This is a genomic window from Actinomadura sp. KC06, from assembly GCF_004348735.1.
GTDB lineage: Bacteria > Actinomycetota > Actinomycetes > Streptosporangiales > Streptosporangiaceae > Spirillospora.
In genome coordinates this window covers 1-21835 of the sequence record NZ_SMKT01000073.1, presented here as the reverse complement: position 1 = coordinate 21835, position 21835 = coordinate 1, and the positions used below count along the sequence as shown (strand labels likewise).

The following is a 21835-nucleotide window of genomic DNA, read 5'->3' as shown; positions in this document are numbered from 1 at the left end:
GCATGGTCTCGTCCCGATCGCCGGCGGAGTGGCCCGGGCTGGACGGCGTCGGCGGAGCCGACGAGCGCCGCTTCGACATGTTCGTCATCGGTGACGTGGGGATCGAGGTCCGCGCGACGCTGCCGGACGTCCGGTTCGCCGACGTGCGCGCCGACCGCCTCACCTACGCGCCGGCGCGGGCGATCGTCGCCGGGACGGCGGTCAACCTGGCCCGGCGCGCGACGCGCAGCTTCCGCCGGGTGGGCGTGCTGGGCAAGGTCGGCGACGACGACTTCACGCCGCTGATCCGCCGGGAGCTGCGGCGGATCGGGGCCGACGACCACCTGCGCGTCGAGCCCGGGGTTCCGAACGGGGTCTCGGTGATGCTGCGCGGCCGCCCGGACGACGGCGGCCCGCTGGACGGCGGGCCCGGCGTGCGGCTGCTGGTCGTCCAGGACGAGCCGCCGGGGCGCCGCCTCACCGCGTCCGAGGTCCGCTCGGCCGCGTCCGGGATCGAGGGCGCGGACGTGCTGGTCACCGACGGGTACTCGCTGCTGTCCCCCGTGTCGGGGGCGGCGCTGCGCACGGCGGCGCGCATCGCCCGGGACGCGGGGACGAGGGTGGCATTCGACCTCGTCCCGCACGACGTGGACGCGCGGCTCCCGGCGGACGGCGTCCTGCCGATGCTGGCGCTGGCGGACCTCGTCATCTCCGAGGCCCCGACGCTGGCGCGGCTGCTCGGCCGCCCGTCCCCGGCGGCGGGACGCGAGGTGCGGGAGCTGCTCCCGGCGCTGGACCGGGCGGTGCCGGGCCGTCCGCTGTGGCTGCTGCGCTTCGGCGACACGTCGCTGGAGCATGCGCTCGCGTACCAGCGGGACGGCCTGCTGATGGAGTACCCGACCGGGTACGGGGACGGCGTCGAGCGCGCCGGGTTCGGCGACCGGCTGGCGGCGTCGGAGCTCTACTGGTGGCTGTCGGGTGGGTCGTCCGCGTCCGGCGCGGCGGCGGCTCCGCGCAGCGCCTGAAGGGTGCGCAGGAAGCGGCGACGGCTGGCCGGGAGCCCGAACGTCTCCTGCCAGCGCCATGTCCCGTTCTGCCCGGCGGCAGTGACCGCCCAGCGCAGGAACTGGCTCCGGACCCCGTCGCCGGGATGGACGGTCGCGACGCCGTCCTCCTCGACGAGCAGGTAGGAGCGGCCAGTGCGCAGGTACGCGCGCAGTGCCGCGTGGTCGGCGGGCGCGCCGGGGAGGCCGCGTTCCTCCACGACCGTCCGCACGCCGGGCGTTCCGGGGAGGAAGTGCCAGTGGGCGTGGTCGATGCACGCGCCTCCGCCTTGGGAGATCGCCGGTCCGTGCTCGAAGAGCAGCAGTTCGCGCGTCCCGTAGGCGCGGCCGTAGAGGCGGGCGACACGGTCGCGCCAGCGCAGGGCGCGTTCCCACAGCGCGGGGCCGAACGCGGCGGCGCACTGGTGGTGCTCGCGGGTCACCAGCAGGACGTGCCCCTCGGCGAGCGGCGCCACGTCCGGCATCAGGAGGAAGTCGGCGTCGCGGGCGATGACGCCGGACTCCCCCGGCAGGTCGGCCATGCCGTTGAAGCGGAACCGCAGGGGCGGGCACAGGACGCATTCGTGACCGGGCGCGGGCTGCGCCGTCGGCTCGGCCAAGCCTCCTCCAGCTCCACGGGTCGCGGGGATTCGCTCGCCTCTCCAGCCTGCCCGGCGCCCGCGCGGGCGATCCTCGTCGCCAGGGTTGTGTACGGCCGCGGATAGCGACATAGAGCCCACGGGGTACAGAGTTTGACTTTGCGGGAACAAAAGGAGCAGAAGGCAGAATCGTGAACCAGACACCCCAGCTCCCCGCACCGGCGCCCCGCGCCGACCCTCCCTCCGCCCTGCCCCGGACCCGGCTGCGGCGCGGCGCGTCCCGTCCGGGCGAGGACGCGGCCGTCATCGACATGGCGGTGCTCGACACCCGGCTGAACGAGTCGCTGGACGTCCTGCGCGACACCTACGCGCCCGCCCTCGGCGCCGGCGGCGGCTGGTACCACGAGCTGACGCGGCCCGAACCCGGCACGACCGCGACGGCCCTCGGGCTGCTGGCGTTCGTGGAGGCGGGCCGTCCGTTCGAGTACTTCGACGACGGCCTGGCGTTCCTCGCCGACCGGCAGACCAGCTCCCCCGACGCGCTGCGGGACGGCGGCTGGGCCACCAAGACCAGCCTCGGCATGCCGGTGGTGGAGGCGACCGGCTGGATCGCGCGGTTCCTGGCCCGCGCCCGCTGCGACCTCCGCGACGACGCCCCCGACCTGCGCCGCGCCTACCAGTGGCTGTTGCACAACCAGAACCCGGACGGCGGCTGGGGCTCGCTGCTCGGCTGCCGGTCCCGGGTGTGGCTGACGTGCCTGGCGCTCCGCGCGCTCAGCCAGCTCAACCCGTACGACCCGGCCGTCGACCGGGGCGTGGAGTGGCTGACGGCGGACCGGACCGCGCACCGTCCCGGCTGGGGTCCGACGCAGGCGTCCAGGCCGACGATCACCCACACGGCCTTCGCGCTGGTGACGCTGGCGGAGGCGCGTCCGGACCTGCGGTCCGAGCGGCTGCTGGACGCCTACGACTGGCTGCTGGACAACCTCGACCCGGACGACGAGCACACCTGGATCGAGACCTACGACGTCTCGCCGCACGGCGCCGGGTCGAAGCCGGTGTGGCGGCTGGCGCTCTGGCACTACGGGCTGCCGATCGCGCTCGCCGCGCTGCTGCGGGACCCGCGCGGCCCGCACGGCCCGGCCGCCGCCCGCGCATTCCGGACGCTGACCCGCGGCGAGGTCGCTGGCCCGCGCTGGAACGGCTACCCGGGCAGCGGGCGGACGTCCCTGTGGACGCTGTGGTGGCGGCTGGAGACGCTGATCGCGCTCGCCCGGCTCCCGCTCGCGGGGAGCGCGGACGTCCTGCACTGGCTGCCGGACGCGGCCGTCGTGCAGCGCGCCCACGCACGGGAGCGCCCGCTGGCGGAGCTGCTGCCGAACCGCCGGCTGATCGACCCGGCGACGCTCGTCCGGCGGCACTGGGCGGCGGCGCTGCTGGTCCTGGTGTGCCTGTGCAGCGCGTTCGGCGTCGCGATCGGCGTCTGGGGCTGGAAGGACTTCTGGCTGAGCGTGATCCTGCCGGTCATCCTCACCGGCTTCAGCGAGTCGATGCGGCGGCGCCGCACCCAGCGCGGCCCGCCGCCCTGACCGTCCGGACTCGGCCCCGCTCAGGCTCGGCGGGTCAGCTCCGCCTCACCGGCGGCGCGCATCGCGTCAACGGGGACGTCGTCGCGGCCGGTCATCAGCGCCACCTGCCGGACGGCCTGGTGCAGGAGCATCGGGAACCCGCCGACGACCGTCCCGCCGGCCCGCCCGACCGCCTCCGCGAGCGCCGTCGGCCACGGCGCGTACACCACGTCGAACAGGGCCGCACCGGACGCGGCGACCGGCTCGGCGAACGGGTCGGCGGCCCGTCCGGGCAGCGTCGACACCACCAGCTCGGCGGGCAGGTGCGCGGTCGCCGTGTCGAGCGGCACGACCCGGACCGCGAGCCCGAACCGCTCCCCCACCTGCGCGGCCTCGGCGGCGCGCGCGGGCGTCCGGGCGGCGAGGACGGCCTCGTCCGTCCCGAGCGCGGCGAGCGCGGCGAGCGCGGACGCCGCCGTCGCCCCGCCGCCGAGCACCAGCGCCGACGCGGGCGCCTTCACGCCCGCCTCGGTGAGCGCGGTCACGATGCCGTGGACGTCGGTGTTGTCGCCGTGCCGCCGCCCGTCCCGCAGGACGATCGTGTTGGCGCCGCCGACCTTCACCGCCAGGTCCGACACCGTGTCGACCAGCCCGAGCGCGACCCGCTTGAGCGGCATCGTCAGCGACAGCCCGGCCCATTCGGGGCCAAGACCGTCCAGCAGCCCGGCCAGGCCGTCCTCGCCGCACTCGACGGCGTCGTAGGTCCACGCGTCCAGGCCCATCGCCGCGTACGCCGCGCGGTGCAGCACGGGCGACAGCGAATGCGCGATCGGCGACCCCAGCACCGCGGCGCGCCGCGTCTCCTCCGTCACTGGCCCGGGTGCGCCTTCTGCCAGGCCCGGAACTTCTTCTCCAGCCGCACCCGCTCCGCCTCAGTCGTGGCGAACTCGGTGATCTTGTTGGTCGGGTCGGTGGCGATGAAGAACAGCCACGTCCCCTCCTCCGGGGTGAGCGCCGCCTCGATCGCCTCCGGACCGGGGCTGGCGATCGGGCCGGGCGGCAGGCCCTTGTGCTTGTAGGTGTTGTACGGCGAGTCGACCTGCAGGTCCTGGTTCGTGACCGTCAGCGTCCGCTTGTTGAGGGCGTACAGCACCGTGGTGTCGAACTGGAGCGGCATGCCCTTCTCCACCCGGTTGTAGATCACCTGGGAGATCTTCGGCAGGTCGCTGGGCTTGCCGCCCTCCGCCTGGACGAGGCTGGCCAGCGTGATGACCTTCGCCGGGTTCATGCCCGCCTCGCGCGCCTTCCCGACCAGGTCGACGCTCTCGGCCTCCTCGTTGAAGCGGGCGACCATCTGCTTGAGGATCTGCTCCGCCGAGCCGTTCGGGTCGAGGTCGTAGCGTCCCGGGTAGAGGTACCCCTCCACCTTGCCCTTCGCGTACGCGGGCAGCCCGAGCGTCTCCGGCTTCTTCGCGGCCGTCTGGAACTCCTTGACCGAGATGCCGGTCTTCTTCGCCAGCAGCTCGTAGGTCTCGATCGCCCGGCGGCCCTCCGGGATCGTGATCTGGTTGCCGGCGCGGGACTTCGGGTCGAGCAGCAGCGCCATCGCCGCGGCCGACGACATCCTCAACCGCATCTGGTAGAAGCCCGGCTGGATGCTGGAGGCGCGCGTCTCCTTCGTGTACGCCTGCACGAACGCGCGGGAGCTCTTCACCACGCGGTGCTCCTCCAGCGTCGCGCCGATCACCGAGCCGCTCGCGCCGTCCTTGATCTGGACGGTGACCTTCCCTGAGCCCTGGCCTTCGTAGTCCGGCGGGTGGCGCTTGTTGTCCAGCCACGCGTACCCGAGGACGCCGCCGGTGCCGAACACCGCGACGAGGAACGCCATGGCGAACAGGCCGGCGGCGCGGCCGTTGCGCTTGCGCCGCTTCTGCCGCTTGCGGACGCGGCGCTGGTCGCGCCTGCCGTACCGCTCGTCGTACGGGCGGCCGTCGCCGTACGGGTCTGAGAAAAGGTCCAAGTCGTTCATGAGCTTCCCCGGACGATCTCGCCTGGGGGACGCCCAGTCAACCGTTCCGCGTCAAGGGCCGCCTGGAGCAGGACGGTCGCGGCCGCCTGGTCGACGACCGCCCGCCGCGCCCTGCCGTGCACGCCCCCGGCGCGCAGGCTGCTCTCCGCCGTCACGGTGGTGAGCCGCTCGTCGTGCAGCCGGACCGCGTCCGGCGGAAGCCGGTCGGCCAGCCTGACCGCGAACCTGCGGGCCGCCTCCGCCGCCGGGCCCTCGCGTCCCGACAGCGAGGTCGGCAGCCCCACGACCACCTCGATCGCCTCGTGCTCGGCGACGAGCGCCACGATCCGGTCGATGTCGCCCTTGCCGCTCTTCACGGTCTCCAGCGGCGACGCGAGGATCCCGCCGGGGTCGCAGCGCGCGACCCCGATCCTGATGCTCCCTACATCTATCCCCAGCCGGGTTCCGTGCCTCATCGCCTCGCCCCCGCTCGGCGGGCCGGTCCCGGTGTCCTTGCCCCGAAATCCCGGGCTCACGCGGCCCCTACGGCCTGTTCGACCGCGGCGAGGGCGTCGCTCATGGCGGACGGGTCGGCACCGCCGCCCTGGGCGAGGTCGTCCTTGCCTCCGCCGCCCCCGCCGAGCGCCTTGGCGGCGAGCCCGACCAGCGCGCCCGCCTTGAGCCCCCGGTCGCGGGCGCCCCCGGTGACGGCGACGACCACGACGGGACGGTCCTTCGGCACGCCCGCGACCATCACCACGGCGGGCCGGGACATGAGGCGGCCGCGGACGTCGACGGCGAGCTTGCGCAGGTCGTCGGCGCCGGTTCCGTCCGGGGCGCGGTGCCCGACGAACGCGGTGCCGTTCACGTCCTTCGCGCCGTCGGCGAGCGATCCCGCGATGGCGAGGACCTGCTGGGAGCGGAGCTTCTCCAGCTCCTTCTCCGCGTCCCTGAGCCGCGAGACGACGCCCGAGATCCGCTCGGGCAGCTCCTCCTTGCGGGCCTTCATCTGCTCGGCGAGCTGCGCCACGAGGACGCTCTCGCGGGCCAGGAACCGGAACGCGTCGATGCCGACGAGGGCCTCGACGCGGCGGACCCCGGCGCCGATGGACGACTCGCCCAGCACCTTGACCAGGCCGAGCTGCCCGGACCGCGCGACGTGCGTGCCGCCGCACAGCTCGCGGGAGTAGTCGCCGACCTCGACGACGCGGACCTCGTCGCCGTACTTCTCGCCGAACAGCGCGAGCGCGCCCATCGCGCGGGCCTCGTCGATCGAGGTGTGGAACGCGCGGACGTCCAGGTCGCCGACCAGGACCTCGTTGACTTCGTCCTCGACGTCGCGGAGCACGCTCGCGGGGACGGCGCCGGACGCGGTGAAGTCGAACCGGAACCGGCCCGGCGAGTTCTCCGACCCGGCCTGCGCCGCGGACTCGCCGAGCGCGCGGCGGAACCCGGCGTGGACCAGGTGGGTCGCGGTGTGCGAGCGGGAGATCGCCCGGCGGCGCTCCACGTCCACCTCGGCGTGCGCGGAGTCGCCGGCCTGCGCCTCGCCGCTCACGACGCGGCCGCGGTGCACGATGAGGCCCGCGAGAGGCGACTGCACGTCGGTGACCTCGATGACGGCGCCGTTGCCCAGCCTGATCACGCCGTGGTCGGCGAGCTGCCCGCCGCCCTCGGCGTAGAACGGGGTGCGGTCGAGGACGACCTCGACGTCCGTGCCCTCCCCGGCCGCGGGCGCGTTCGCGCCGTTGACCAGCAGCCCGACCAGGCGGGCGTCGCCGAGCAGGTGGCGGTAGCCGATGAAGTCGACCTTGCCGCCGGCGCCGGTGAGCAGCTCGTCGAGGACGGACACGTCCAGGTTGCCGGTCCGCTTGTCGCGGGCGTCCTTCTTGGCGCGCTCCCGCTGCTCGCGCATGAGGCGGCGGAAGCCGTCCTCGTCCACCTGGAGGCCCTGCTCGGACGCCATTTCCAAGGTCAGGTCGATCGGGAAGCCGTAGGTGTCGTGGAGCTTGAACGCCTGCTCGCCCGCCAGCGTCGCGCCGCCCGACCGCCGGGTCTCCTCGACGGCGGTGTCGAAGATCGCGGTGCCGGTGCGGAGCGTCTGGAGGAAGGAGTCCTCCTCGGCGTCGATGACCGTGTGGATGTTCGCGGCGGTGCGGACCAGCTCGGGGTACTGCTCGCCCATCGCGGCGATCGCGACGGCGGTCAGCTCGTGCATGAGGCCCGCGTCCTCGCCGCCGAGCAGGCGCAGGTTGCGGATGGAGCGGCGCAGGATGCGGCGCAGTACGTAGCCGCGGCCCTCGTTGCCGGGACGGATGCCGTCCGCGACCATCATCGTCCCGCTGCGGACGTGGTCGGAGATGACGCGCAGCGACACGTCCGCGCGGTGGTCGCGGCCGTACCGGGCGCCGGTCAGCTCCGCGGCGCGGTCGAGGACGCGCCACAGGGTGTCGGTCTCGTAGATGTTGTCGACGCCCTGCAGGATCGCCGCCATGCGCTCCAGGCCCATGCCGGTGTCGATGTTCTTGGCGGGCAGGTCGCCGAGGATCGGGAAGTCGGTCTTGCTCTCCCCCGGGCCCCGCTCGTACTGCATGAAGACGAGGTTCCACACTTCGAGATAGCGGTCCTCGTCGGCGACCGGGCCGCCCTCGCGGCCGTACTCGGGGCCGCGGTCGTAGTAGATCTCCGAGCAGGGCCCGCACGGGCCGGGGACGCCCATCGACCAGAAGTTGTCCTCCATGCCGCGCCGCTGGATGCGGTCGAGGGGGACGCCGACCTTGTCGTGCCACAGGCCCGCGGCCTCGTCGTCGTCGTCGAAGACGGTGACCCAGAGCTTGTCCTCGGAGAACCCGAAGCCGCCGTCGTCCCGGGACCGGGTCAGCAGCTCCCAGGCGAACGGGATCGCCTGCTCCTTGAAGTAGTCGCCGATGGAGAAGTTGCCCAGCATCTGGAAGAACGTGGCGTGCCGGGTGGTCTTGCCGACCTCTTCGATGTCGGGCGTCCGGACGCACTTCTGGGCGCTGGTCATCCGCGGGGACGGAGGGGTGCGCTGGCCGAGGAAGTACGGCTTGAACGGGACCATGCCGGCGTTGACCAGCAGGAGGGTCGGGTCCTCGGCGACCAGGCTGGCCGAGGGCACCACCGTGTGCCCGCGCTCCTCGAAGAACGTGAGGAAGCGGCGAGCCACCTCTGCCGACTCCATGATCAGTGGCCATCCTTGTCGTGGTCGGTCGTGTCGCGGTCGATGTCGTGATCGGTGTCGCGGTCGATGTGGTCGATGATCGTGTAACGCGCCCTGAGGACACGGCGGGGCCGGACGAGTTCGGCGTCCGGCGGGGCCTGGTCCATGCGGACGGCCTCGCGCAGCTCCTCCTCGCGGGCCCTCATCTCCGTACGGACGTCGGAGGCGAAATGCCTCAGCCGTTCGCCCGCGCCCTGCCCGGTCGACACCGCGCGCGCCGCGACGCCCTCCGGGGACCAGGCCCGCGTGAACCGGACGACGCGGCGCTTGACGCGGTGCGAGACGTAGACGCCGGCGCCCGCGCCGACGCCGAGCCAGAACAGCCGCTTCATCCGCGTCCCCTGCCTGAGGACCGGGCCTGCAGCTCCGGCCGCGCGCTCCGGGACCGGCCGCCCTGGGACCGGCCGTTGCGGGAGCGGCCCCGCCGGGAACGGTCCTGCCCTGAGCCGTCCTGCCGGGAGCGGGCGTCGCCGGGCCGGCCGGCGTCGTCGCCGTCGCGGCTCGCGAGGGCCTTGCGGACGCCGTAGGAGAACGCGGCGGCCTTCACCAGCGGCCCGCCCACCACCGAGGTCATGACGGTGGTGACGGCGGACACGTTCTGGGTGACGCCTGCGACCTGCTTGGTGATGACGTCGGTCCGGCCGAGCTGCTCGTTGGCGCGCTGCACCGTGCGGGTCATGTCGTCCATCAGGGGGCCCGCCTGGTCGCCGATGTCGCGGACGACCTCGCCGGCCTCGCGGAGGAGCCGGGCGAGCCTCAGCAGGGTCAGCGCGATGAACGTGACGAGCACCGCCCAGAACACGGCCACGATGAGACCCGCGAGCTGTCCACCAGTGAGCATCAGGGCTTTCCGTTCGTGCGATTCCGGCTCCGCGCCGGGCATGGCCCGACTGACTTTATAGGGTCCCCCGGACCTTACCGGTCCCCCGCGCCGGGTGGCGGGAGCACCGGCCGGACAAGATCGATCAGCGGCGGTCGCGTCCCTCGCCGGGCGAGCCGCGCAGGACGGACCGTATCCGCGCGAGGACCTCGGTGAACCGGGCCTCGGCGCCGTGCCGGGTCGGCCGATAGTACTCCCGCCCGTCGACCGAATCGGGCGCGTACTGCTGTTTCACCACCCCACCGGGGTGGTTGTGCGCATATTTGTAGCCTTCGCCGTGCCCGATCTTCGCGGCGCCCTTGTAGTGCGCGTCGCGCAGATGCCCGGGGACGGGCCCGACGAGGCCCTTGCGCACGTCGCCGAGCGCCTCGTCCACGGCCGTGATGACCGCGTTCGACTTGGGGGCCAGGGCGAGGTGGATCACCGCCTGGGCGAGGTTGATGCGGGCCTCCGGCAGGCCCACGAACTCCACCGCCTGCGCGGCGGCGACCGCGGTCTGCAGGGCGGTCGGGTCGGCCATGCCGACGTCCTCGCTGGCGTGGACGATCAGCCGCCGGGCGATGAACCTTGGGTCCTCCCCGGCCTCGATCATGCGGGCCAGGTAGTGCAGGGCTGCGTCGGGGTCGCTGCCGCGGATGCTCTTGATGAAGGCGCTGATGACGTCGTAGTGCTGGTCGCCCTCGCGGTCGTAGCGGACGGCGGCCCGGTCGACGGCCTTCTCCAGCACCTCGACGTCGACGGCGCCGCCGTCCTCGACGACGAGCGACGCGGCCTCCAGGTAGGTGAGGGCGCGGCGGGCGTCGCCGCCGGCCAGCCGGACGAGGTGGTCCTCGGCGGCGGCGTCCAGGGTGACGGCGCCGTCCAGGCCCCGCTCGTCGGCGAGCGCCCGGTGGATCACCTCGCGCAGTTCGTCATCGCCGAGCGGCTCCAGGGTCAGCAGCAGCGACCGCGACAGCAGCGGGCTGATGACGGAGAAGAACGGGTTCTCGGTGGTGGCGCCGATGAACGACACCCAGCGGTTCTCGACGGCGGGGAGCAGCGCGTCCTGCTGGGCCTTGTTGAACCGGTGGACCTCGTCGACGAACAGGACCGTCTGCCGCCCGGCCATGCCGAGCTCGCGCCGCGCCAGGTCGATTTCGGCGCGGACGCGCTTGACGCCGTCGCTGACCGCGGAGATCTCCACGAACCGGCGGGACGTGACGTGGCTGACGACCGTGGCGAGGGTCGTCTTGCCGGTGCCGGGCGGGCCCCACAGGACGAGCGACATCGGCACGTCCCGGTCGACGAGCTGGCGGATCGGGGTGCCGGGGCCGAGCAGATGGGCCTGGCCGACGACCTCGTTCAGGGCGCGGGGACGCATCCGGACGGCGAGCGGCTGCCGCACGTCTCCCCCGGCCGCCGGTCCGGCCGCCGGGCCGGGTGCGGACGCCGCCGCTCCGGCCGGCCCGCGCTCCTGGACCGGTGCGTCGAAAAGGCCCTCCGGCTCGCCCGATTCCGCCCTGCTGGTCACGCTCCGACACTATCTCGCGGCGCCGACATCACCGGACGCGCCGGATCCCGTCCCGAAGTCCGGGGACGCGGGAACCTGGGGCCGGGCTCCCGCGTTGGAACGGCGCGAAAGTCGCATTCAGGAGCGTGACGGTGTCCGGTACGACCCGGCGTCGGCGCCACGGGCCGGCAGGGCTGCTCGTGGCGCTCTTCGTCGTGGGCGGGCTGATCTTCAGCTACGGGCTGCGGCACGGCCCGGTGGACCGCCTGTGCACCGAGCACGCCGTGAGCGTGCCCGTGGCCGCCGCGTCCGCCGCGACCGGCCACCACTCCCCCGGCCCCGGGGGTTCGGCGCTCCACGGCCTTCACAGGCTCGCTGACACCGCATTGACAGCGCCGCTCAAGGACCAGCCGGCGCAGACGCCGATGGACGCGTGCCTGTGCCTGGCGGCGCTGTTCACCCTCGTCCTGCTGGGCTTGGCGCTCGCCCTGCGCCGTCCCGCCGCACGCCTGCCCGCCCGCATCGGCTGGACGGTCGTCCCGCTCGCCGCGGGCACGTCCAGGCCCGCGTTCCGGCCCGCTCTCCAGGTGCTCCGGCTGTGACAGACCGGCCGTAAGGCCACCGCATCCGCCGTGTCGACGCCTACCGCGACGCGGCGCTGCCCTTCTGTCCGACAGCCACCCCAAAGCACCGAGAGGACCGCTCGCCATGTCCAAGAGCGCCCGCAACAAGAACGCCCGCAAGACCAAGAACGTGCTCACGCAGCGCCAGACGCCCTGGGGCGCGATCGCCTTCTTCACCCTGATCGGCCTGGTCGCGGTCGTCGCCGTCGGCTACGCGTTCATTCAGTCCAGGCCGTCGTCCGCGGACTCCGCGTCCATCGCCGGACTGGTGACCAAGGACGATCTGGGCCGCGACCACACCACGAGCCCGGTCGACTACGCCACCGACCCGCCGATGGGAGGCGACCACGACGCCGCCTGGCAGAACTGCAACGGCCGCGTGTACGACGCGCCGCTGCGCAACGAGAACGCCGTCCACTCTCTGGAGCACGGCGCCGTCTGGATCACCTACCGTCCCGGCCTGGCCGCCGCCCAGCTCGACGCCCTCAAGGCCAAGGTCACCGGCACGGACTACACGTTCCTGAGCCCGTACCCGTCGCTGGACGCCCCGATCGCGCTCAGCGCCTGGGGCAACCAGGTCAAGCTCCAGGACGCCTCCGACAAGCGCGTCGACGAGTTCCTGCGCGCCTTCGTGAAGGGCCCGCAGACGCCCGAGCCCGGCGCGGCGTGCGACGGCGCGAAGGACACGCCGTGACCCCAGACGCGGGGCGGGGACGGCGGGTCACCGCCGTCCTCGCCGCCCTCGTCCTGCTCACCGGCGCGGCGCTGGTGGCGCTCACCGTCTCCCGCTCGGACGAGCCGGGCCGGGACGGCCCCGAGGCGGGCTTCGCCCGCGACATGAGCGCCCACCACGCGCAGGCGGTGCGGATGTCGTTCATCGTCCGGGACCGGACGGACGACCGCGACGTCCGGCTGCTCGCCTACGACATCATCAACACCCAGTCCGCGCAGATCGGCATGATGACCGCCTGGCTGGACGAGTGGGGCCTCCCCAAGACCGACCCGGCGGGCCCCATGCGGTGGATGTCGGGGCACGGCGGCCACGGGGGAACGGGCGCGGCGGCGATGCCGGGCATGGCGACGCGGGAGCAGCTCGCCGATCTGGAGAAGGCGTCCGGCCGCGCCGCCGAGGTCCAGTACCTGCGCCTGATGACCGCCCACCACCGCGGCGGCGTCGCCATGGCCGAGGCCGTGCTCGCCCGCACGGACCACGACCGGGTCCGCCGCCTCGCCCGCACGATGGTGGACGGCCAGCGCTCGGAGATCACCCTGATGAACGACATGCTCCGGAGGCGGGACGCCGCCACGGCATGACCCGCCCCGCCGGACGAGTGAGGCGACCTTCGCGATAGCGCTTGACAGGCCGGTCGGATCGCGCGTCACTGACCAGCATGGCTCAGAACCTCAGCGGCTACCACCGGGCCCTCGACCTGTTCGAGGGCCTGGTCGCCGGCGTCTCCCGGGACGGCTGGGACGCGTCGTCGCCCTGCGCGGGGTGGACCGCCCGGGACGTCGCGGGCCACGTCACCGGCGGGCAGCACCTGGTCCGGGCCCTGGCCTCCGGTGAGCCTGTGCCGGACGTGAGCCGCGACCCGTCCCGGTTCGTCCAGGAGGACGTCCTGATGAGCTGGCGGACGGCCCGCAAGGAATGCGCCGAGGCGCTGACCCAGGACGCCCTGGACGGCCTCATCCCCTTCGGCGCCCTGGGCCTCCTGCCGCTGGCCGACTACCTGGAGGCCTACATCCTGGAGCCGCTCGTCCACGCCTGGGACCTGGCACAGGCGACGGGCCAGCCGTCACGCCTCGACCCTGACCTCGTCCACCACGCCTTCGCCACCGCCCAGGTCGTCTCGGCCCCCCTCAGGGCCAAGGGCCACCTGGCCCCGCCCCTCACACCCCCGAGGGGCGCCACAGAACAAACCCGCCTACTTGCCTTCCTAGGCCGTGCAGTGGCCTAGCTACGAGAATTCTGCGAGGGTGCGTTCGGCCTCTTCGAGCCAGGCGCGGCGGGCGTTGAGGGCCTCTTCGGCTTCCTTGACGTCCTTTTCGCGGCCGGCGTCGCGGGCCTTGCCCAGGCGGCGTTCGAGCTGCTCGATGGAGCTGCGCAGCTGGGTGACCGTGGCCTCGGCGCGGGCGCGGGCCTCGGGGTTGGTGCGGCGCCACTCGTTCTCCTCAGCGGCCCGGACGGTCTCCTCGATCTTGCGGAGCCGGCCCTCCAGGCGGTCGCGCTGGTCGCGGGGCACCATCCCGGCGGCCTCCCAGCGCTCCTGGATCGCGCGCAGCGCCTGCCGGGCCGCCCGGACGTCCCTGACGGGCAACAGCCGCTCGGCCTCGGCCAGGATCTTCTCCTTCTCCTCGGCGTGCTCGCGGAACTCGGCGTCGCGCTCGGCGAACGCGGCGCTGCGGGCTTGGAAGAAGGTGTCCTGGGCGCCCTTGAAGCGGGCCCACAGGTCTTCCTCGGCGTCGCGGGAGGCGCGGCCCGCCGTCTTCCAGCGGCGCATCAGGTCGCGGTAGGCGGCGGCCGTCTCGCCCCAGTCGGTGGAGCCCGACATCGCCTCGGCCTCGGCGACCAGGCGCTCCTTCTCCCTGCGAGACTCCTCGCGCTGGTCGTCCAGGGTGGCGAAGTAGGCCTTGCGGCGCTTGGTGAAGGCGTTGCGGGCCGACGACAGCCGCTTCCACAGGGCGGTCTCGGTGGGCCGGTCGATGCGGTCGGCGGCCTTCCACTCCTCGACGAGCTGGCGCAGCCGCTCCCCGCCGTTCTTCCAGTGGGTCTCCTCGACCGCGATCCGCTCGGCCTCGGCGACGATCCGCTCCTTGACCTCGCGGGCCTCGTGGCGGTGCTGCTCGCGCTGGGCCTTGACCTCCTCGCGGCGGCGCCCGACCTGCTCGCTCAGGCCGTCCAGGCGGCGGCCGAGCGCGTCCAGGTCGCCGACGGCGTGCGCCTCGGACACCGCCTCGCGGAGCCGGTCGATGCTCTGCTGCGCCTGCGAGGGCTGCAGATCGGTGGTGCGGACGCGCTGTTCGAGCAGGCCGATCTCGGTGACGAGCGAGTCGTACTTGCGCTTGAAGTAGGCCAGGGCCTCTTCGGGCGCACCGGCCTGCCAGGAGCCGACGACCCGCTCGCCGTCGGACGTCTTGACATAGACGGTGCCGTCCTCGTCCACCCGGCCCCAGGGATCGGTCGCGCTGGACACCCTTGCCTCCTGAATCGCGGGTCCGGACGGGCGCACGCCCTCCGGACCCTCCACACCTTAGTATCCCGTTCGCCTATTTCCCGGCGATCGCGACGTCCTGGATCTCTACCTGCTTTTTGGGCTTGCCATCGCCTTTCGGGTCAGAGCCCTCGGCGGCGACCTTCTTCAGCACGTCCAGCCCCTTGGTTATCTTCCCGAACACGGTGTAGTCGGGCGGAAGCTGCGAGTCCTTGTACACCATGAAGAACTGGCTGCCGTTGGAGTCGGGCAGCTTGCTGTGCGCCATGGCGAGCGTGCCTTCGGTGTACATGGCGCCGTCGGTGTTCTCGTTGGCGAACTGGTAACCCGGCCCGCCCGTTCCCTTGCCGGTGGGGTCGCCGCATTGGAGAACGTTCAGGCCGCCGCTCGTGAGCCGGTGGCACGGGCTCTTGTCATAGAAATTCTTCTGCGCCAGGTGGGTGAAGGAGTTGACCGCGCAGGGCGCCTTCGCGCCGTACAGCTGCATCTCCACGTCGCCCTGGTTGGTCTTGACCGTCGCCTGCACCGTGCCCGTGCTCGCGGGCTTGGCTGGCGGCTTGCCGACGTCCTTGGACGCGGCCTCCTGCGAAGACTTGTAGTCGCACTTCGGCCCGGCGGCCGTGGACTCGTCGTCCCGGCTGACGACCACGAACACCGCGCCGCCGACGGCGATGACCGCCACCGCCGCGGCGGAGCTGATGATCTTGAGGCGGCGGGCCTTCGCCGCCTCCTGCGCCCGTCGCTGCTGCTGGCGCTCGTAGCGTTGCCGCGCGAGCTCCTTCTTGCGGTCCTTCCCCGCCACGTGCTGCCCCTCCGGTGTGATCAGTTGAACGTGCAGCGCATAGTAGCGGCACCCGCGAGTAAAAGCGCCTCCGCTTTCAGGGAGCGGTTTGCGGCCCGGCCTTTCGCGCGGGACGGGCGTCTCCCGGGCGCACTCGCGACACGGCGACGGTGCTATCTCGTTCGCGGAGGCAATGGCCGCGCCGGTACCCTCGGACACGCCCACCCGAGATGGTTCCAAGGAAGGACGACCGTGCTCGTCGCCGGGTTCCCCGCCGGATCATTCGCCGCGAACTGCTATGTCGTGGCGCCCGCAGCGGGTGAGGAGTGCGTCATCATCGATCCCGGCCAGGACGCCGAGGCGGGGATCGACGCCATTCTGCGCGAGCACCGGCTGAAGCCGGTCGCGGTGCTGCTGACGCACGGCCACATCGACCACGTCTGGTCGGTGGCCCCGGTCTGCGGCGCGAAGGACGTCCCCGCCTACATCCATCCCGACGACCGCGACCTGCTCACCGATCCGGCGAAGGGCCTCTCGCTCGGCGCGGGCCAGCAGCTGTTCGGCGGCCTGGAGCTGGCGGAGCCGGACGACGTGCGGGAACTGGGCGACGGGTCGGCGCTGGAGCTGGCCGGGCTGCGCTTCACCGTCGACCACGCGCCGGGCCATACGCCCGGGTCGGTGACGTTCCGGACCCCGAAGACGCAGGAGATCCCGGACGTGATGTTCACCGGCGACCTGCTGTTCGCCGGGTCCATCGGGCGCACCGACCTGCCGGGCGGATCGTACGAGGAGATCCTCGCGAGCCTGTCGCGGGTGTGCCTCACCATGCCCGACGAGACGGCCGTCCTTCCCGGCCACGGCGAGCAGACCACAATCGGCCGCGAACGCGCGACCAATCCGTTCTTGTCGGAACTGATTCCGGCGGACGGGCCCAACAAGGGATTCTGAGCCAGAGAGACCATGAGTTCGAGCTTCCGGGCCCCCAAGGGGGTCAGTGAATACGTTCCGCCGCGCGCGGACCTCTTCTACGCCGTCCGCGAGGCGTTCGCCGAGCAGGCGCGGCTGGCCGGTTACGGCTATATGGAACTGGCCGTTTTCGAGGACACCAATCTGTTCAAGCGCGGCGTCGGAGAGTCGACGGACGTGGTGTCCAAGGAGATGTACACGTTCGAGGACAGGGGCGGCCGGTCGCTGACGCTGCGTCCGGAGTTCACCGCGACGGTGCTGCGGGCCGTCCTGGAGAACAACCTGCACAAGGGCGCGCTGCCGGTGAAGGTGTGGACGTCCGGCCCCGCGTTCCGGGCGGAGAGGCCGCAGCAGGGCCGCTACCGGCAGTTCTACCAGCTCGACCTGGAGGCGATCGGCAGCGAGGACCCGCGGGTCGACGCCGAGACGATCGCGATCGCGTGGAACTGGTACCGCTCCCTCGGCCTGACGCGGGTGCGGCTGCTGCTGAACTCGCTCGGCTGCCGCGAGTGCCGTCCGGCCTACCGGGCGCTGCTGCAGGACTTCCTCCGCGGCCTCGACCTTGACGAGGACACCCGCGCCCGCGTCGAGATCAACCCGCTGCGGGTGCTGGACGACAAGCGCCCCCAGGTGCGGGCCCAGCTCGCGGACGCCCCGCTGATGGCCGACCACCTGTGCCCGGCCTGCAAGGCGCACCACGACCGGGTCCGGGAGCTGCTCGCCGACCTCGGCATCGCGTGGGAGGACACCCCGGCCCTCGTCCGCGGCCTCGACTACTACACCCGCACGACGTACGAGTTCGACCACCCGCTGCTGGGCGCGCAGTCCGGCATCGGCGGCGGCGGGCGCTACGACGGCCTGTCGGAGGACATCGGCGGCCCGCCACTGCCCGGCATCGGGTTCGCCGTCGGCCTGGATCGCACCCTCCTCGCGGTCGACGCCGAACGGCAGGAGGACGGGGCCGCCGCGCTCGCCGTCGCGCCGCGCTGCGAGGCGTTCGGGGTGCCGCTCGGCGAGGCCGCGGAACGCCGGCTGTTCACGCTGGTCGACGAACTGCGCCGGGCCGGGATCGCCGCCGACATGGCGTTCGGCGGGAAGCGGCTGAAGGGCGCCATGAAGGACGCCGACCGCTCCGGCGCCCGGTACGCCGTGATCCTCGGGGAGCGAGATATCGCGGACGGCGTCGCCCAGGTCAAGGATCTGGCCGAGGGCGAGCAGACCGCCGTCCCGCTCGCCGACATCATCACGACGTTGAAGGAAAGGCTCGCACCATGATCCGCTCGCACGAGGCGGGGACGCTCCGCAAGGAGCACGCCGGACAGCAGGTCACGCTGGCCGGCTGGGTCGGCCGCCGCCGCGACCACGGCGGCGTCACGTTCATCGACCTGCGCGACGCGTCCGGCACCGCGCAGGTCGTCTTCCGGGAGGAGGAGGTGGGTTCGGGCGGTGTAATGCATGGAGTGCACGACCTGCGCTCGGAGTTCTGCGTCAAGGTCGTCGGCGTGGTCCGCGTCCGCCCGGAGGGCAACGAGAACCCCGAGCTGCCGACCGGGGACGTGGAGGTCGCCGCCGCCGACATCGAGGTGCTGTCGGACGCGGCGCCGCTGCCGTTCCCCATCGAGGGCGACGTCAACGTCAACGAGGAGATCCGCCTCAAGTACCGGTACCTCGACCTGCGCCGCGACGCCGTCGCGCGGGCCATGAAGATCCGGTCCGAGGCGTCGTTCCTGACGCACGAGGTGATGCGCGAGCACGGCTTCGTCAACGTCGAGACCCCGACGCTGACCCGGTCGACGCCGGAGGGCGCCCGCGACTTCCTCGTCCCCGTCCGGCTGCAGCCCGGCCACTGGTACGCGCTGCCGCAGTCGCCGCAGCTGTTCAAGCAGCTGCTCATGGTCGGCGGGCTGGAGCGCTACTACCAGATCGCGCGCTGCTACCGCGACGAGGACTTCCGCGCCGACCGGCAGCCGGAGTTCACCCAGATCGACATCGAGATGTCGTTCTGCGACCAGGACGACGTCCTCACCGTCGGCGAGGACCTCGTCGCGCGGCTGTGGAAGGAGATCGCCGGGCACGAGATCCCCCGCCCGATCCCCCACATCACCTATGCAGACGCGATGTCCCGGTTCGGGTCCGACAAGCCCGACCTGCGGTTCGGCCTTGAGCTGACCGACATGACCGAGTACTTCGCCGGGACGTCGTTCCGCGTGTTCCAGGCCCCCTACATCGGCGCGGTCGTCATGCCGGGCGGCGCGGCCCAGACCCGCAAGGAGCTGGACGCCTGGCAGGACTGGGCCAAGGCCCGCGGCGCCCGCGGCCTCGCGTACGTGCTCGTCCAGGAGGACGGGACGCTCGGCGGGCCCGTCGCCAAGAACCTGTCCGACGCCGAGAAGTCGGGCCTGGCCGCGAAGGTCGGCGCCGACGCCGGCGACGCGGTCTTCTTCGGCGCGGGCAAGCGGCACGCGACGCAGGAGCTGCTCGGCGCGGCCCGGCTGGAGATCGGCCGCCGCCGCGACCTGATCGACGAGTCGGCCTGGAAGTTCGTGTGGATCGTCGACGCGCCGATCTTCGAGCCGGTGGAGGACGACAAGGGCGAGCAGATCGGCTGGACGTCCGTGCACCACCCGTTCACCGCGCCGAAGCCCGAGTACGCCGCGACGTTCCAGGACGACCCCGGCAGCGCGCTCGCGGACGCGTACGACCTCGTCCTGAACGGCACGGAGATCGGCGGCGGCTCGATCCGTATCCACCGCGCGGAGATGCAGCAGCGGGTGTTCGACGTGCTGGGCCTGTCGAAGGAGGAGGCCGAGTCGAAGTTCGGGTTCCTGCTGGAGGCGTTCAAGTTCGGGCCCCCGCCGCACGGCGGGATCGCGTTCGGCTGGGACCGCGTCGTCATGCTCCTCGCCCGCCAGGAGTCGATCCGCGACGTGATCGCGTTCCCGAAGGCGGCGTCCGGCTACGACCCGCTGACGGCCGCGCCGACGCCGATCACCCCGCAGCAGCGCGCCGAGGCGGGCGTCGACGTGAACCCCGAGGACGAACCGGCCGAGAGCTGAGCGGAAACGGGCCGACCGAAGACAGAAGCGGCGCCGCCCCTACCGGGTGGCGCCGCTGGTGGTCCGGTAGACGTCGTAGACCCCGTCGATGGACCGGACGGCCTTCAGCACGTGCCCGAGGTGCTTCGGGTCGCCCATCTCGAACGTGAACCGTGACACGGCGACCCGGTCGCGGGTCGTGGTGACCGACGCCGACAGGATGTTGACGTGCTGGTCCGACAGGACGCGCGTCACGTCCGACAGCAGCCGCGGCCGGTCGAGCGCCTCCACCTGGATCGCGACGAGGAAGACCGAGTCTTCGCCCGGGGACCATTTGACGTCGATCAGCCGGTCGGGCTGCGACTTCAGGCTCGCGACGTTGGAGCAGTCGGCGCGGTGCACGGACACGCCGTGCCCCCGCGTCACGAACCCGACGATGTCGTCGCCGGGCACGGGGGTACAGCAGCGCGACAGCCGGACCCACACATCCGGGTCGTCGGCGACGACGACGCCCGGGTCGCCGACGGGACGGCCCCGCTTGCGGCGGGTCGGCAGCGCGATCTCGGCGAGGTCCTCGTCGGCGCTCTCCACGCCGCCGAGGGCGTCCACGAGCTTCTGGACGACGTTCTGCGCCGACACCTGGCTCTCGCCGACGGCCGCGTACAGGGACGACACGTCCGGGTAGCGCATGTCGCGGGCGAGGGCGAGCAGCGCCTCCCCGGACATCATCCGCTGCAGCGGCATGTTCTGCTTGCGCATCGCGCGGGCGATGGCGTCCTTGCCGGACTCGATCGCGGTGTCGCGGCGCTCCTTGGAGAACCAGTGCTTGATCTTGTTGCGGGCGCGGGCGCTCTTGACGAAGCCGAGCCAGTCGCGGCTCGGGCCGGCGTCCTGCGACTTGGAGGTGAACACCTCGACGGTGTCGCCGTTGTCGAGGGTCGACTCGAGGGGCACGAGACGGCCGTTGACGCGGGCGCCGATACATCGGTGCCCGACCTCGGTGTGGATCGCGTACGCGAAGTCGACCGGCGTCGCGCCCTGCGGCAGCGCGATCACGTCGCCCTTCGGGGTGAACACGAACACCTCGGAGACCGACAGGTCGAATCGCAGCGACTCCAGGAACTCGGCCGGGTCGGCGGTCTCCTTCTGCCAGTCGAGGAGCTGGCGGAGCCACTGCATGTCACCGGCCTTGCGGCCGCCGACCGTCTCCTCCTTGTACTTCCAGTGCGCGGCGACGCCGTACTCGGCGCGGCGGTGCATGCCCCACGTCCGGATCTGCAGCTCGACGGGCTTGCCCTCCGGGCCGATCACCGTCGTGTGCAGCGACTGGTACATGTTGAACTTCGGCATCGCGATGTAGTCCTTGAACCGGCCGGGGACCGGGTTCCATCGCGCGTGGATCGAGCCGAGCGCGGCGTAGCAGTCGCGGACGCTGTCGACGAGGACCCGGATGCCGACCAGGTCGTAGATGTCATCGAAGGAGACGTCCCGCGCGATCATCTTCTGGTAGATCGAGTAGTAGTGCTTGGGCCGTCCGGTCACGGTGGCCTTGATCCGGGCCTCGCGCAGGTCGGTGGAGACGTTCTCGATCACTTCCTGCAGGTAGACGTCGCGGCGCGGGGCGCGCTCGGACACCAGCCGGGCGATCTCGTCGAACCGCTTCGGGTACATCGTGGCGAACGCGAGGTCCTCCAGCTCCCACTTCAGCGTGTTCATGCCGAGGCGGTGCGCGAGCGGCGCGAACACCTCGAGGGTCTCGCGGGCCTTCTTCTCCTGCTTGTGCCGCGGCATGTAGCGCAGCGTCCGCATGTTGTGCAGCCGGTCGCCGAGCTTGATCACCAGGACGCGGATGTCGCGGGACATCGCCACGACCATCTTGCGGACGGTCTCGGCCTCGGCGGCCTCCCCGTACTTGACCTTGTCGAGCTTGGTGACGCCGTCGACCAGCGCGCCGATCTCGTCGCCGAAGTCGGCGGTGAGCTGCTCCAGGGTGTACGGGGTGTCCTCGACGGTGTCGTGCAGCAGCGCCGCGCAGAGCGTCTCGGTGTTCATGCCGAGCTCGGCGAGGATGGTCGCGACGGCGAGCGGATGCGTGATGTACGGGTCGCCGCTCTTGCGCTTCTGGTTGCGATGGTAGTGCGCGGCCACGTCGTAGGCGCGCTCGATGAGCCGCAGGTCCGCCTTCGGGTGGGTGTTGCGGACCGTCTTGATCAGTGGTTCGAGTACCGGGTTCATAGCGGGGCCGCGCTGGGCGCCCAACCTGGCGAGCCTACGGCGCACCCGGGCGGCAGACGGTGGAATCGTGGCCGGCGTGGGCCTGGACGGATCTGCGGGCTCGGACGCGGCGGCGTCCGCTGGGGGGCCGGGGGCCTGAGGAGGCGGCGCTTCGGGGGGTGTGGACGCTCCGGGGG

Annotated in this window: 20 protein-coding genes; 9 read left to right on the top strand and 11 right to left on the bottom strand. The window is 72.5% G+C overall.

Annotation, left to right across the window (positions count from 1 at the left end; translation table 11 throughout):
• The first annotated feature begins 2 nt into the window (after positions 1–2).
• Entirely contained in the window at positions 3–1004 is a 1002-nt protein-coding gene (locus tag E1287_RS23060; RefSeq protein ID WP_131967129.1) for a PfkB family carbohydrate kinase, read from the top strand.
• Here the strand turns inward: E1287_RS23060 and E1287_RS23055 are convergent.
• Positions 941–1642, bottom strand: a complete 702-nt coding sequence (locus E1287_RS23055) for an HIT domain-containing protein (protein ID WP_131967128.1) — start codon at positions 1640–1642, stop codon at positions 941–943. The genes E1287_RS23060 and E1287_RS23055 overlap by 64 nt on opposite strands.
• Positions 1643–1812: 170 nt before the next feature.
• Here E1287_RS23055 and E1287_RS23050 point away from each other — a divergent pair, with 170 nt between their 5' ends.
• A complete protein-coding gene (locus E1287_RS23050; RefSeq protein ID WP_131967127.1) occupies positions 1813–3210 on the top strand; it encodes a prenyltransferase/squalene oxidase repeat-containing protein in 1398 nt (465 codons plus the stop codon).
• A 20-nt stretch (positions 3211–3230) separates the two neighbouring features.
• Here E1287_RS23050 and E1287_RS23045 read toward each other — a convergent pair whose 3' ends face one another.
• The 7 genes from E1287_RS23045 to E1287_RS23015 form a co-directional block, all read right to left on the bottom strand.
• Complete coding sequence (locus tag E1287_RS23045; protein WP_131967126.1) at positions 3231–4061, bottom strand: shikimate dehydrogenase; 831 nt, start codon at positions 4059–4061, stop codon at positions 3231–3233.
• Positions 4058–5218 carry an endolytic transglycosylase MltG gene (gene mltG, locus E1287_RS23040; RefSeq protein ID WP_131967125.1) on the bottom strand — a complete coding sequence of 387 codons (1161 nt, stop codon included), beginning with the start codon at positions 5216–5218 and terminating at the stop codon, positions 4058–4060. The genes E1287_RS23045 and mltG overlap by 4 nt, the downstream gene beginning before the upstream one ends.
• Positions 5215–5673 (bottom strand): Holliday junction resolvase RuvX, encoded by a 459-nt coding sequence (gene ruvX, locus E1287_RS23035; RefSeq protein WP_131967124.1) that lies wholly within the window; start codon positions 5671–5673, stop codon positions 5215–5217. Before ruvX ends, mltG begins: the two co-directional genes overlap by 4 nt.
• A gap of 56 nt (positions 5674–5729) precedes the next feature.
• Positions 5730–8399, bottom strand: coding sequence for an alanine--tRNA ligase (gene alaS, locus E1287_RS23030; protein WP_131967123.1), 2670 nt, complete (start codon positions 8397–8399; stop codon positions 5730–5732).
• Positions 8400–8401: 2 nt separating this feature from the next.
• Positions 8402–8770 carry a hypothetical protein gene (locus E1287_RS23025; protein WP_243719346.1) on the bottom strand — a complete coding sequence of 123 codons (369 nt, stop codon included), beginning with the start codon at positions 8768–8770 and terminating at the stop codon, positions 8402–8404.
• On the bottom strand, positions 8767–9279 hold the full coding sequence (locus E1287_RS23020) for a DUF948 domain-containing protein (protein WP_131967122.1): 513 nt from the start codon (positions 9277–9279) through the stop codon (positions 8767–8769). The genes E1287_RS23025 and E1287_RS23020 overlap by 4 nt, the downstream gene beginning before the upstream one ends.
• 124 nt (positions 9280–9403) lie before the next feature.
• On the bottom strand, positions 9404–10678 hold the full coding sequence (locus E1287_RS23015; RefSeq protein WP_243719350.1) for a replication-associated recombination protein A: 1275 nt from the start codon (positions 10676–10678) through the stop codon (positions 9404–9406).
• 281 nt (positions 10679–10959) lie between these two features.
• Between E1287_RS23015 and E1287_RS23010 the strand changes: the two genes are divergently transcribed.
• From E1287_RS23010 to E1287_RS22995, 4 genes are all read left to right on the top strand, one after another.
• Complete coding sequence (locus E1287_RS23010; RefSeq protein ID WP_131967121.1) at positions 10960–11409, top strand: hypothetical protein; 450 nt, start codon at positions 10960–10962, stop codon at positions 11407–11409.
• A gap of 106 nt (positions 11410–11515) precedes the next feature.
• Entirely contained in the window at positions 11516–12124 is a 609-nt protein-coding gene (locus tag E1287_RS23005) for a DUF3105 domain-containing protein (RefSeq protein WP_131967120.1), read from the top strand.
• The gene (locus E1287_RS23000; RefSeq protein ID WP_243719344.1) at positions 12121–12744 is read left to right on the top strand and encodes a DUF305 domain-containing protein; all 624 of its coding nucleotides are present in this window, start codon (positions 12121–12123) and stop codon (positions 12742–12744) included. Before E1287_RS23005 ends, E1287_RS23000 begins: the two co-directional genes overlap by 4 nt.
• Before the next feature lie 77 nt (positions 12745–12821).
• Entirely contained in the window at positions 12822–13388 is a 567-nt protein-coding gene (locus tag E1287_RS22995) for a TIGR03086 family metal-binding protein (protein WP_131967118.1), read from the top strand.
• On the opposite strand, the gene E1287_RS22990 is transcribed toward E1287_RS22995, so the two are convergent.
• Positions 13389–14624: a DUF349 domain-containing protein gene (locus E1287_RS22990; protein ID WP_131967117.1), complete on the bottom strand. Its 1236-nt coding sequence runs from the start codon at positions 14622–14624 to the stop codon at positions 13389–13391.
• A gap of 73 nt (positions 14625–14697) precedes the next feature.
• Positions 14698–15444 (bottom strand): peptidylprolyl isomerase, encoded by a 747-nt coding sequence (locus E1287_RS22985; protein WP_131967116.1) that lies wholly within the window; start codon positions 15442–15444, stop codon positions 14698–14700.
• A 231-nt stretch (positions 15445–15675) separates the two neighbouring features.
• Between E1287_RS22985 and E1287_RS22980 the strand changes: the two genes are divergently transcribed.
• From E1287_RS22980 to aspS, 3 genes are read left to right on the top strand one after another with little or no spacing between them, the layout of a single operon-like run.
• Positions 15676–16371 (top strand): MBL fold metallo-hydrolase, encoded by a 696-nt coding sequence (locus tag E1287_RS22980; protein ID WP_131967115.1) that lies wholly within the window; start codon positions 15676–15678, stop codon positions 16369–16371.
• A gap of 12 nt (positions 16372–16383) precedes the next feature.
• On the top strand, positions 16384–17664 hold the full coding sequence (gene hisS, locus E1287_RS22975) for a histidine--tRNA ligase (protein WP_131967114.1): 1281 nt from the start codon (positions 16384–16386) through the stop codon (positions 17662–17664).
• Positions 17661–19445, top strand: coding sequence for an aspartate--tRNA ligase (gene aspS / locus E1287_RS22970; protein WP_131967113.1), 1785 nt, complete (start codon positions 17661–17663; stop codon positions 19443–19445). The genes hisS and aspS overlap by 4 nt, the downstream gene beginning before the upstream one ends.
• A gap of 39 nt (positions 19446–19484) precedes the next feature.
• On the opposite strand, the gene E1287_RS22965 is transcribed toward aspS, so the two are convergent.
• Positions 19485–21659: a bifunctional (p)ppGpp synthetase/guanosine-3',5'-bis(diphosphate) 3'-pyrophosphohydrolase gene (locus tag E1287_RS22965; RefSeq protein ID WP_131967145.1), complete on the bottom strand. Its 2175-nt coding sequence runs from the start codon at positions 21657–21659 to the stop codon at positions 19485–19487.
• Between the last annotated feature and the right edge of the window lie 176 nt (positions 21660–21835).

Bases quoted from the DNA above. Each gene is read 5' to 3' on its own strand.
- E1287_RS23060 (WP_131967129.1), top strand. From the start codon at position 3: ATGGTCTCGTCCCGATCGCCGGCGGAGTGGCCCGGGCTGGACGGCGTC.
- mltG (WP_131967125.1), bottom strand. From the start codon at position 5,218: ATGAACGACTTGGACCTTTTCTCAGACCCGTACGGCGACGGCCGCCCG.
- ruvX (WP_131967124.1), bottom strand. From the start codon at position 5,673: ATGAGGCACGGAACCCGGCTGGGGATAGATGTAGGGAGCATCAGGATC.
- alaS (WP_131967123.1), bottom strand. From the start codon at position 8,399: ATGGAGTCGGCAGAGGTGGCTCGCCGCTTCCTCACGTTCTTCGAGGAG.
- E1287_RS23025 (WP_243719346.1), bottom strand. From the start codon at position 8,770: ATGAAGCGGCTGTTCTGGCTCGGCGTCGGCGCGGGCGCCGGCGTCTAC.
- E1287_RS23020 (WP_131967122.1), bottom strand. From the start codon at position 9,279: ATGCTCACTGGTGGACAGCTCGCGGGTCTCATCGTGGCCGTGTTCTGG.
- E1287_RS23015 (WP_243719350.1), bottom strand. From the start codon at position 10,678: ATGCGTCCCCGCGCCCTGAACGAGGTCGTCGGCCAGGCCCATCTGCTC.
- E1287_RS23005 (WP_131967120.1), top strand. From the start codon at position 11,516: ATGTCCAAGAGCGCCCGCAACAAGAACGCCCGCAAGACCAAGAACGTG.
- E1287_RS22995 (WP_131967118.1), top strand. From the start codon at position 12,822: ATGGCTCAGAACCTCAGCGGCTACCACCGGGCCCTCGACCTGTTCGAG.
- hisS (WP_131967114.1), top strand. From the start codon at position 16,384: ATGAGTTCGAGCTTCCGGGCCCCCAAGGGGGTCAGTGAATACGTTCCG.
- aspS (WP_131967113.1), top strand. From the start codon at position 17,661: ATGATCCGCTCGCACGAGGCGGGGACGCTCCGCAAGGAGCACGCCGGA.
- E1287_RS22965 (WP_131967145.1), bottom strand. From the start codon at position 21,659: ATGAACCCGGTACTCGAACCACTGATCAAGACGGTCCGCAACACCCAC.